Consider the following 11,303-nt stretch of genomic DNA (forward strand, 5'->3'; position numbering starts at 1 on the left):
GTGAAGCGTCCGCGCTGCGATGCGCCGAGCCATATTTTGACTTCACTACCTGATGGGAACAGATATGAAGCGTTTTGCGGGCGTCGCCCTGCTCGTTGCCGGACTCGCGCTGTCCGGATGCTCAACCAACCCGCCCTCCGGTGAGGCTTCCTCCCCCGCCAGTGGCCCGGCCCCGGTTCAGAATGCGAACCCGGATGCCTCGGTGCACGTTGGTTTTATTTTGGAACCCACCGGGCTGGATCCAACCTCGGTCTCCGGCGCAGCTCTCGATCAACTTGTTATCGATAATGTTTACGAAGGCCTCACCCGCCGCGCTGAAAATGGTGATATTTTGCCAGCTCTGGCCACTTCCTGGGATATTTCCGAAGATGGGCTCAGCTACACTTTCCATCTGCGCGAGGGCGTGAAATTCCACGACGGTTCTGATTTTGATGCCGCGGATGTGGTTGCCACCCTGGAAGCTTCAGCTGCCGAAGGTTCGAAGAATCCCGATCATAAGCTCATGCGCACTTTTAAATCCGCGCAGGCTTCCGACCCGCATACCGTCGTCGTCACCCTATCCGAACCGAATATGAATTTCTTGGACAGCATGTCCACGGATGCCGCCATGATGGTGCCCTCTGATAACACGGTCGATTTGAATAAGGAATCGAATGGCACCGGGCCCTTCACCATCGGTGAATGGAAGACCGGCTCCACCATCACCCTCGAACGCAATGACAATTACTGGGGCGATCCGGCCGGCACCAAGGAAGTGGTCTACCACTATTACGCGGATCAGACCGCCGCTGCGAACGCGCTTGCCTCGGGACAAATTGATATTCTCACCACCCAAAACACCGATACGGTGGAGCGTTTCGCGGCCGACCCGGCAATTATTACCTCGCAGGGCACGGAAACTTCATGGATGACGCTCGGCTTCAATCACAGCAATCCTGCGCTGGCAAATAAGGATGTGCGCACCGCTATCCGCAAGGGCATCGATAAGGATGGTCTCATTACCGCGCTGGGTGGAAATATGGTGCGGGTCGGCTCCATGGTCTCCCCCGAGATGGCCTGGTGGAGCGATTCCCTCAACGATATTGATTCCTATGATCCGCAAGCCGCCCGTGAACTGCTCAAGAAGGCCGGTGCTGAAAATCTTTCTCTCAACCTGCGGGTAGCCAATAATTACGATTCCGCTATTTCCGAATATATAGCGGCCCAGCTCAAGGAAATCGGCATTAATGTGACGATTGACCGGATGGAGTTTTCCAGCTGGCTCGATGAGGTCTACCGCGGGGGCAATTACGATATGACGATGGTGCTCCACGTGGATCCGTGGACGCTCACCTACTACTCCAATCCCAGCTACTACTGGCATTACGACAGCGCGGATGCTCAACGCCTCAATAAGGAGGCGATGACCGCCAGCTCGCTGGAGGAACGTGATAAGAAGCTCGGTGAGCTCGCCACCTTCGTGTCCGAAGATGCGGCCTCGGATTGGCTCTACAGCCCCAAGGCCATTATTTTCTCCCGGGAAGGGGTCTCCGGATTCCCGACCAACCGGACCGGTTCTCGCTTCTACGCCGCTGATATTCAGGTTGCGCGTTAATGGCTGAACCACTCGCGCTCGCGCAGGTGCCGGGGGCTAGTGCAGCTCCCGGCACCGTGGACCGCGAAACGGTGCTCCGTACCACGACGTCGCGTACCGCCCGCATCGTGCTCTCCGCGCTGGGGTGGGCGGTGGCGGCGTTGCTCCTCGCCTCCTTCGTGATTTTCTTCGCGCTTCACACCCTGCCCGGCGATCCGGCCGTTATCATGGGTGGCCTCGACGCCACCGACGCGCAAATTGAAGCAATCCGGGCCGAGCACGGCTGGGATCGTCCCCTCATCGTCCAGTATTTGAGCTGGCTCAGCGCCGCCCTCACCGGCGATTTCGGCACCTCTCCCTTTTCTTCCCTCTCGGTGACCCACGAGCTCGTGACGAAACTCCAGGTCACCGTGCCGCTTGCGCTGATGTCTTTGAGTTTGGCAGTTATTTTTGCTCTGGTGATCGGGGTATATGCCGCGGCTCGCTCCACCACTCTGGCCGGGCGCCTGGTCTCCTGGCTTTCCCAGTTGGGCATCGCCATCCCCACCTTCATCTTGGGAATGCTTCTCGTCATGTACCTGGCAACCCCGCTTCATCTTCCCTCCACCGGATTCCCGCGCGAGGGATGGGGCGATCCGGGAGCGGCGCTCCGTAGTCTCATCCTGCCCGCCATTACCTTGGCGATCCCGCAAACGGCGGGACTGGTGCGCTACGTGCGTTCCGCCGTATTGGAACAGCTTGGCCAAGATTATGTGCGCACCGCCCGTGCCCAGGGGATGAGCCGCCGACGCGCCCTGCTCACCCAGGCGCTGCGGAATGCCTGGCTCCCCCTCCTGGCTGTTATCGCCCTCGATGCAGCGGCCCTCCTCATGGGCACCGTGGTGGTCGAGCAGGTCTTTGCGCTTCCCGGTATCGGGCACCACCTGGTCGCGAGTGTATCTACCCGCGATATTGTTACCGTCCAAGGCTTCCTCATGGTGCTCTCCGGAGCGGTTATTCTCCTGATGATGCTCTCGAATGTGGCCTCCCGGCTCCTTGACCCGAGAGTGAGGTTGCGATGAGTATTCCTTCTCCAGCCCTGCGGGCCCTCTCCGCTACTTCTCCGTGGCGGGCCCGCTTGCGGGCCCTGCTGCGCAATCCTGCCGGCCTTATCGGCACCGCGGTGGTGCTGGCGGTACTGGCCACCTTTGTTCTTTCTTTCATCTGGGTGCCCTACGATCCGGAAAGCGTGGATTCGCGTGCCTCCTGGGCCCGCCCGAGCGGGGCGCACTGGTTTGGCGCCGATCAGCTGGGGCGCGATATTTTCTCCCTCATGGTGCTGGGTTCGCGGGTCACGGTGCTCACCAGCGTCGGAGGAGCTGTGGTGGCTCTGGTGGTCGGGCTGCTCCTCGCCTCGATTATTGTTTATGCCCCGCGGTGGCTCGGTTCCCTGACGGAGCGTCTCACCGATGTGTGGGTGGCTTTCCCCACCCTCATCATCGCCCTCATTCTCGTTACCGCATTTTCCGGTTCTACCCTCACGTCCACCGTTGCCATCGGGTTGGGCTCCGCTCCGGCGGTTACCCGCACCGTGCTGCCTGAATTGCGCCGTGCTACCGCCTCCGATCACGTGCTCCTGGCCGTGGCGGCCGGGGCGCGCTCCTGGTGGATTCTCTCGCGGCATATTTTCCCGGCGATCACTCCCACGCTTATTGTGCGCGTCACCCAAATCATGGGAACAGCCACGCTCGCGGAAGCCGGCCTGTCCTACCTGGGGCTGGGCACCCCTCCCCCCACTCCGTCCTGGGGGCGCATGCTCTCCACCTACCAGAGCTTCATGTATTCCCACCCGACCGTTATTCTTATCCCGGCCACCGCGATTGTCCTGACGATTATCGGATTCAACCTGTTGGGGGACGGACTGCGTGATGTGCTAGATCCGCGCGGAAGGGAAACGCGATGAGTCTTCTTGAGGTACGTAATCTCACCGTGGCTTTCGGTTCCACCGAGGTGGTGCGCGGAGTTTCCTTCACGGTGGAGGCCGGCGAACGGGTCTGCCTCATCGGTGAATCCGGGTCCGGAAAATCGATGACGGCAATGGCAATCCAAGGGCTGCTCCCCCGCGGGGCGCACGTGACCGGTTCGATTCGTTTTGAGGGGCGCGAATTGGTGGGCGCCTCCGATGCGCAGTTCCAGAAAATTCGGGGGCGCCGCATCGGCTGTATTTTCCAAGAACCGCATACGGCGCTCAACCCGGTGGTGCGTATTAAGCACCAATTGGTGGCGGCCTCGCGTATTCACGCGGGATTAAAAAAATCGGCGACGACGCAGCGGGCCAGCGAGCTGGCCCGCATGGTGGAGCTCCCTAGCCCGGAAAGCATTATTAACCGCTTTCCCCATGAGCTTTCCGGGGGCCAACGCCAGCGCGTGGTTATTGCCATGGCGATGAGTTTGGCACCCGCCCTCCTCATTGCGGACGAGCCGACAACCGCACTGGATGCCACGGTGCAGTCCCATATTTTGCAGCTCATGGATGATGCCGCCCGCGAACATAGCACCGCGGTTCTCATGATTACCCACGATATGGCGGTGGCCTACCACACCTCCGAACGCATCCTCGTACTGCGCCGCGGCGAACTGGTAGAAGAAGGGAGCGCCGCGGATATTTTGCTCCGTCCCGCGCATCCTTATACCCACGATCTTGTAGCAGCGGCCCGCGCCACCAGCTTGCAACGTCCCACGGTGCACGGAGGTGACCAGTCATGACAAGCACATCGGAAAAAACTTGGGATCCACGTGAGGCCGCCCTGCGGATGACTTCTCGGGCGCCGCTGGAAAAAGACTGGCCTGTCGAACGCGGGGAGGTCCTATTTAGCTGCCAGAATGTCACCAAATCCTACGGAAGCACCGTGGCTCTGGCACCCACGTCGTTCGAAGTGCGAGCGGGGCGGTCGCTGGGGATTATCGGCGAATCCGGCTCGGGGAAAACCACCTTGAGCCGCATGATGCTCGGCTTACTCGAGCCGAGCGGCGGCTCAATCACCTACCGGGGCCAGGAGGTGCGCTACGGAAAGTTGGGTGTTACCCGCCTGCGCCACGAAGTCCAATTAGTGCTGCAAGATCCTTTTGCTTCCCTCAACCCGCGGATGACGGTGGGCCAGATTATTGAAGAACCGCTGCGCCTGCTGCGCGTGCCGGGCAAGCACCGGGAGATGGTGCGTGATGCGCTGGCCGCCGTGGATCTCAACCCGGAATGGGGCTCACGCTATCCGCACGAGCTTTCTGGAGGGCAGCGCCAGCGGGTCGCTATTGCGCGCGCCGTGGGTTGCCAACCCAAGGTTCTTATTGCCGATGAACCGGTTTCCGCCCTCGATGTTTCGGTACGAGCCACCGTCCTGGAGCTTCTCCACGACCTGCGTGCCCGCCTGAACCTCACCCTCATTGTGATCTCTCATGATTTGGGCATTGTCCAGAATCTGTGTGAGGACACCCTGGTGCTGCGCGGGGGCACCGTCGTCGAATATGCTCCCACGGCGCAGGTTCTGGAGCATCCGCGTCACCCGGCCACCCGTGAACTTATCGCGGCAGTTCCGCTGCTACCTGAGCCACCGCAGCCCGAGACTGCCGCCCCGTCTATCACGCCATCCGAGGGAGACGATGACCTATGAGCTTGCGAATCCTGCACCTCTCCGATACCCATGTGCGGGCCGAGCGTGCCCGCCACTACGGAAAAATTGACACTTCCGGGCTATTAGAAGCGGCTGTTGCGGCCGCCGGCGAGCTCGCGCCCTGCCAGGCCATCGTGGTCTCCGGAGACATTTCCGATGACGGCACCCCCGCTTCCTACGATTTCGCTGCGCGAACCCTTGCACCACTGGCGGAACGGTGGGATGCGCCAGTGGTCTGGGCCTGCGGGAATCACGACCGGCGCCCCGCCATGCGCGAGGCCCTCGACCTGCCCGGCGCACCCATGGACCCTATCTTTTCCGTCACCGATATCACCGTGGCAGAAACACGTTGGCGTTTCGTTGCGGCTGACAGCTCCGTTCCCGGGCGCGGTTTCGGTTACCTCGGTGAACAAATCCACCGCATCGAGGACGCCATCACGAATGCTGATAGCACACCGGGGGTGGAGGGCGTGCCCTGCCCCGGTATCGACACCGCGCCCATCCACTCCGTTCTTGTCCTCCACCACCCGCCGTTGGCTGCCCCGACGGTGCTCCACGGGGCGCTGCGTCTCATGGATGCCCCGCGCCTGGCGCAGGGCCTGCAATCCTGGGAAGTGGCGCCCGCCGTGGTGCTGGCAGGGCATTACCACCTGGCCGGACGCGGGCGCGCAGGAGGGGTTCCCGTGGTGGTCGGCCCGGCCCTCGCCAACGAAACAACGCTCGGAAGGGGCCCCGAATGGGAAAGCGCACGAGCCCGCTCGGCTTTTTCGGTGGTGCAGATCAGCGAGGCCAGTATCCACCAGGACATCACCTACCTGGACGACGTCGCGGCCGCACTGCCCAGCGACATAGAGCCGGGCGAGGAGATCTTTGCCTATAGCCCGGAGGAGGTTGTAGCTATCGGCCGGCGAGCCGGGCGGCCCGGGTGGAGCCCGAGCGATCCGCTCGCCTGGGACGGGCCCGGCTCCTACCTGCTAGAAAATACGCTTTACGCCAGTTCGAAAGGACAGTGATGACTTCCCCACGCTTGCCCCTCGGCCTGCATAATCTTCGTTCCCTGGGAGGAACTCCAGTGGCCGGCGGGCATATCCGCGAGCGCGCCCTGCTACGTTCCTCAGCGGCTTTCCGCCACGATGAGAGCCTGGGAGATTTTTTGAGAGCGCAGGGCATCACCGGCGTGATTGATTTGCGCGACGACGCCGAACGCGCCGGCACCACCAATTGGGCAGACTACGGGGTGAGCGTTGCCTCCGTGCCTATTTTCAATAATCAGCTTGCCCACCTGGAATGGTCCGAACTTGCCGATTTGTATATGCAGATGGCCCGCAATTTCGGTGGGCAATTAGCGCAGGCGGTCACCGCGGTGGCAGAGCTATCCGCGGAAGGCGGGGTGCTTATCCACTGCACCGCCGGTAAAGACCGCACCGGGGTGGTCACCGGGCTGATCCTCTCCATCCTCGGAGCAAGCCGCGAAACAATCCTGGCGGATTACCTCACCTCCGCCACGGCGCTGGGCGAAAGCTACCAGGAGGACCTTGCCTTCGTCATGGGGCGCGAATATATCCCGGGGGCGGCCGCGCACCGCGCCGTCTACGTGACCGAAGAAGCCTTGAGCGCCGCCACGGTGCGCATTGAGGCGGCCGGCGGGGCGCGCGAATACCTCCTCGGGCACGGGATCGACCCGGCTGTTTTTAATCTGCTGCACGCCCACCTGGTGGAACCGGATACCGGCCTCTAACGGGGCGGTGCGCCATTCTGATAACGGGGCGGTGCGCCATTCTGACGGCCTCGGATACCAGCTACGGCGCCCGAAGCACCGCGCGCCGTAGCTGCGCCGTCGCCCCTCTCACGTACGGCGCAGTTTCCCGCAGCGCACGGGGCGTGAAACAATAGCCCCATGACTAGTTTTAACCAAGAGTCCAAACTCCTCGATCACACGGAGGTACCGGATCGTGCCACTCTCGACGGTCTTGAAACTACCTGGGGCGAACGGTGGGAGGCGGAAGGCACCTACGCCTTTGACCGCACCGCTACCCGTTCCGAAGTCTTTTCTGTAGATACCCCGCCGCCCACGGTCTCCGGCTCGCTGCATATCGGCCACGTTTTTTCCTATACGCACACCGATACCGTGGCCCGCTACCAGCGTATGCGCGGCAAATCAGTGTTCTATCCCATGGGCTGGGATGATAACGGCCTCCCCACCGAACGGCGCGTCCAGAACTACTACGGGGTGCGCGGGGATGCCTCTCTGCCCTACGACCCGAATTTTGTGCCGCCGCACCAGGGAGGCGCAAAATCCATTAAGTACGCGGACCAGGTGCCCATTTCACGGCGTAATTTCATTGAGCTGTGCTGGAAACTCTCCGAAGAGGACGAAAAGCAATTCGAGGCATTGTGGCGCCACCTGGGGCTATCCGTGGATTGGAAGCAGAATTACCAAACCATCGGAGCAAAAGCCCAGAAGGTAGCCCAAACCGCGTTCTTGCGTAATCTTGCGCGCGGGGAAGCCTACCAGGCGCAGGCCCCGGGCCTGTGGGATATTACGTTCCAGACCGCGGTGGCGCAGGCTGAACTTGAGGCCCGCGATTATCCGGGCGCCTATCATGCCCTTGCTTTCCACGGGGAGGGCGAGGATGTGGTGATCGAAACCACCCGCCCGGAACTGCTGCCCGCCTGCGTGGCACTCATCGCCCATCCTGATGATGAGCGCTACCAGCACCTCTTCGGCACCACCGTGCGCGTGCCCGTGTTCGAGATGGAGGTGCCCGTTCTCGCCCACCCGAAGGCGGAGATGGATAAGGGTGCCGGTATCGCCATGTGCTGTACCTTCGGCGACGTCACGGACGTGGAGTGGTGGCGCGAATTGCAGCTGCCGCTACGCAGCGTGCTCGGTAAGGATGGCCGGCTCGTGCGCGATATCCCCGAGTGGATTACTTCGGAGGCCGGGCACGCCATGTACGCGGAGATGGCTGGGAAAACCACGTTCTCGGCGCGCAAGGCTCTGGTGGAGAAACTCAAGGAAACCGGGGAAATGATCGGCGAGGAAAAGCCGACCATGCGTAAAACAAACTTCTTCGAAAAGGGCGATAAGCCTCTCGAAATTGTGACCTCGCGCCAGTGGTACATCCGCAACGGCGGGCGCTCCCACGTGGAGAAAAACGGCAAGGAGCTGCGCGATAACCTCATTGAGGCCGGCAATCAGCTGGCCTTCCACCCCGATTTCATGCACGTGCGCTACGACAACTGGGTCAAGGGCCTCAACTCTGACTGGCTTGTTTCGCGCCAGCGTTTCTTCGGGGTGCCGATTCCGGTGTGGTACGAGATTTCGGAGAACGGTGAAGTGAAGTACGACGCCGTCATCACCCCGGATGAGGCGAGCCTGCCCGTAGATCCTTCCAGCGATGTGCCGGCCGGGTACACCGAAGATCAACGCGGTAAGCCGGGCGGTTTCGCCGGGGAAACCGATATCTTGGATACCTGGGCAACCTCCTCCCTCTCCCCGCAAATCGCGGGCGGGTGGCTCACCGATGAGGATCTTTTCGAGCGCGTGTACCCCATGGATGTGCGCCCGCAAGGTCAGGATATTATCCGCACCTGGCTCTTCTCCACGGTGGTGCGCGCACACCTCGAATTCGGGGAACTGCCGTGGAAGCACGCGGCGATCTCGGGGTGGATTCTCGATCCGGATCATAAGAAGATGTCCAAATCCAAGGGCAATGTGGTCACCCCCATGGATCTGCTCGTCAAGCACGGTGCGGATGCGGTGCGCTACTGGGCGGCCTCCGCGCGCCTGGGCGTGGACGCTGCCTTTGACGAAAAGCAGATGAAGGTGGGGCGCCGTCTGGCGATGAAGGTGCTCAATGCCTCGAAGTTCGCGCTCGGTATGGGCGGGGCGGGTGCTCCGGTGTGTCTGGATGCTTCCCGCGTAACCGAACCGATTGACCGTGCCCTACTGGCAGATCTGGCGCACGTGGTGGAGGAAGCGACCGCCGCTTTTGATGCCTTTGATCACACTCGTGCTCTCGAAGTGGCAGAAACGGCTTTCTGGACCTTCTGTGATGATTACCTGGAGCTGGTCAAGGACCGTGCCTACTCGGATAGCCCCGAGGCGCAGAGCGCCCGGGTGACGCTGGCGCTTGCGGTGGATACCTTCCTGCGCTTGCTGGCGCCCTTTATCCCCTACGCCACCGCTGAGGTGTGGAGCTGGTACCGTACCGGCTCGGTGCACCGGGCGGCGTGGCCGGAGGCGGCGCCTTTGCGCGAGGCGGCTGGTTCCGGGAATGCGGAACTGCTCGAGATCGCCGGCCAGGCCCTCACGGTGCTGCGCGGCGTGAAATCCGCAGCGAAGGTGTCGCAGCGCACCAGCTTCGCTCGGGTCGAGCTACGTGGGAATACCTCCCTGCTGGAGGAGGTGCGCGCTGATCTGGTGCGCGCCGCCCACGTGCGCGGGGAGCTCCGCTTCACCCCGGATACGGAGGCCAGTGACCAGATCACCATTGGTGATTACGAACTGGATGAGCCGGAGCCGAAGCGGAAGTAGTACCGTAAGCGCCACGGCGCATCACGCGTAGCGCTACGTACAACTGAGCGAATTCGGGTGGCGGGTCTGCGAGAGCGGGCCCGCCACCCCCGTATTCGCGCTAGAACGCGCCACCAGGTAGCCTTCACCACCACACCGTGTCTTGCGCCCCCACAGGTAGGTCCCGATGATGAGAAGATTCTCATCATTGTTTCCTAGCCCCGTCATCTCGCTCCGGTGTACTAAAGGCATGACAACTCGTGTGAAACTTCTTGCCGTGCTTCTCGGGCTGGCGCTCCTCGGTTTCTTGGGGATGCAGCTTGCTCACGCCGTGAGCGGGAGCGGTACCCAGTCTGTGGGCCCCGCAGTTACCGTCACGGCGCCTTCCTCCACTTCCGCTACCACCACCGGTGCTGGCAGCGCCGCTTCGGTTGCTTCGCCCGCACCGACGCGCCCTCCGCTCAACAACGCACAGCGTGCTACCCTGCGCAGTCTTTTGATTGATGTGGCCGAAAATGCGCACCAATTCGCCAGTGGCGCTTCAGATAGTACGACGACGGCGCCCGCGGGCACCGTACCAGCCCCCGCGAACGTTGCTCCGGCACCGGCTCCTTCTCCGGAACCGGCTGCGCTGGCTCCCGCCCCGCAGCGGGTAGCTCCCGCCCCGCAGCGGGTAGCTCCCGCGCCCGCACGCCCCGTCCCGCCCCAGTACTCCGATGATGATTGGGGCAGCGACGATGACGATGCCGACGATGATTGGGATGATAACGACGACGATGACGATTGGGATGATGGCGACGACTAAATCATCTGAATACCTCGGTGCTACCGCCTGAGCTAGCAGCCCGATCCTTCTCTGAGAAGGCCCCGCTGCTCTAGCTCAGGCGGTAGCCCATTCCACGCACCGTTTCGATGCGGTCACGCCCGATTTTCCCGCGCAGGTAGCGCACATACACGTCCACCACATTGGAACCTGGATCGAAATCATAGCCCCAAACCCGGGAAAGGAGTTGCTCGCGGGAAAGCACCTGCCCCGGGTGGCGCATAAAGGTTTCCAGCAGGGTAAATTCGCGCGCGGACAGCTCCACCTGTTTCCCACCCACATGGGCGTGGTGGGATAGCAAATCCAGTGTGATGCCGCCGTGGGAAAGCTGGGTGGCAGAGCTAGCTGGTATCGGAGTGGCTGCGGCGTCGCGCAAACGCAAACGGATACGCGCGAGGAGTTCTTCGAAAGAAAAAGGCTTCGCCATGTAATCATCGGCCCCGCCCTCGAGCCCGGCCACGCGGTCTGTCACCGAGGTGCGGGCGGTGAGGAGAATAACCGGAGTATCCAGCCCCTGACCGCGCAAGCGTTCGAGCACCGCAAAACCGTCGATATCCGGCAGACCAATATCTAAAATAATCAAATCGAACGGGGTATGAACCGCCAGGTCAACAGCCTCCCCACCGCTTGATGCGGTGGTGGAAGTGTAGCCGGCTGCTCTCAACCCCTTCGCAATAAAGCGGGCAATGCGCTCTTCGTCCTCGACGATGAGGATGGTGCTCATCTTGCTCCCTTCTCCGG

11 protein-coding genes are annotated in these 11,303 nt (G+C 62.0%); 9 read left to right on the top strand and 2 right to left on the bottom strand.

All coding sequences use genetic code 11. The features are described from left to right. Positions 1-64: 64 nt before the first annotated feature. The 8 genes from QP828_RS02860 to valS all read left to right on the top strand — a co-directional run bounded on the left by QP828_RS02860 (position 65) and on the right by valS (position 9,760). Positions 65-1,594 (top strand): ABC transporter substrate-binding protein, encoded by a 1,530-nt coding sequence (locus tag QP828_RS02860; RefSeq protein WP_274734003.1) that lies wholly within the window; start codon positions 65-67, stop codon positions 1,592-1,594. Next, positions 1,594-2,634, top strand: a complete 1,041-nt coding sequence (locus QP828_RS02865; RefSeq protein ID WP_274734001.1) for an ABC transporter permease — start codon at positions 1,594-1,596, stop codon at positions 2,632-2,634. Before QP828_RS02860 ends, QP828_RS02865 begins: the two co-directional genes overlap by 1 nt. Continuing rightward, positions 2,631-3,515, top strand: a complete 885-nt coding sequence (locus tag QP828_RS02870; RefSeq protein WP_274734000.1) for an ABC transporter permease — start codon at positions 2,631-2,633, stop codon at positions 3,513-3,515. The genes QP828_RS02865 and QP828_RS02870 overlap by 4 nt, the downstream gene beginning before the upstream one ends. Beyond that, complete coding sequence (locus tag QP828_RS02875; RefSeq protein WP_274733999.1) at positions 3,512-4,318, top strand: ABC transporter ATP-binding protein; 807 nt, start codon at positions 3,512-3,514, stop codon at positions 4,316-4,318. Before QP828_RS02870 ends, QP828_RS02875 begins: the two co-directional genes overlap by 4 nt. After that, complete coding sequence (locus QP828_RS02880) at positions 4,315-5,220, top strand: ABC transporter ATP-binding protein (RefSeq protein ID WP_274733997.1); 906 nt, start codon at positions 4,315-4,317, stop codon at positions 5,218-5,220. The genes QP828_RS02875 and QP828_RS02880 overlap by 4 nt, the downstream gene beginning before the upstream one ends. After that, positions 5,217-6,233 (top strand): metallophosphoesterase, encoded by a 1,017-nt coding sequence (locus QP828_RS02885; RefSeq protein ID WP_274733995.1) that lies wholly within the window; start codon positions 5,217-5,219, stop codon positions 6,231-6,233. The genes QP828_RS02880 and QP828_RS02885 overlap by 4 nt, the downstream gene beginning before the upstream one ends. Beyond that, positions 6,233-6,958 carry a tyrosine-protein phosphatase gene (locus tag QP828_RS02890; RefSeq protein ID WP_126134982.1) on the top strand — a complete coding sequence of 242 codons (726 nt, stop codon included), beginning with the start codon at positions 6,233-6,235 and terminating at the stop codon, positions 6,956-6,958. The genes QP828_RS02885 and QP828_RS02890 overlap by 1 nt, the downstream gene beginning before the upstream one ends. A gap of 159 nt (positions 6,959-7,117) precedes the next feature. Continuing rightward, positions 7,118-9,760, top strand: a complete 2,643-nt coding sequence (valS, locus tag QP828_RS02895) for a valine--tRNA ligase (RefSeq protein WP_274733993.1) — start codon at positions 7,118-7,120, stop codon at positions 9,758-9,760. Between the two features lie 33 nt (positions 9,761-9,793). Here valS and QP828_RS02900 read toward each other — a convergent pair whose 3' ends face one another. After that, positions 9,794-9,991: a hypothetical protein gene (locus QP828_RS02900; RefSeq protein WP_274735061.1), complete on the bottom strand. Its 198-nt coding sequence runs from the start codon at positions 9,989-9,991 to the stop codon at positions 9,794-9,796. Between QP828_RS02900 and QP828_RS02905 the strand changes: the two genes are divergently transcribed. Beyond that, complete coding sequence (locus tag QP828_RS02905; protein WP_274732788.1) at positions 9,990-10,544, top strand: hypothetical protein; 555 nt, start codon at positions 9,990-9,992, stop codon at positions 10,542-10,544. The genes QP828_RS02900 and QP828_RS02905 overlap by 2 nt on opposite strands. A gap of 70 nt (positions 10,545-10,614) precedes the next feature. On the opposite strand, the gene QP828_RS02910 is transcribed toward QP828_RS02905, so the two are convergent. Further along, the gene (locus tag QP828_RS02910; protein WP_274732786.1) at positions 10,615-11,286 is read right to left on the bottom strand and encodes a response regulator transcription factor; all 672 of its coding nucleotides are present in this window, start codon (positions 11,284-11,286) and stop codon (positions 10,615-10,617) included. Positions 11,287-11,303 lie beyond the last annotated feature (17 nt).

The sequence above is a fragment of the Actinotignum sanguinis genome (assembly GCF_030230305.1).
Taxonomy (GTDB): Bacteria; Actinomycetota; Actinomycetes; order Actinomycetales; family Actinomycetaceae; genus Actinotignum; species Actinotignum sanguinis.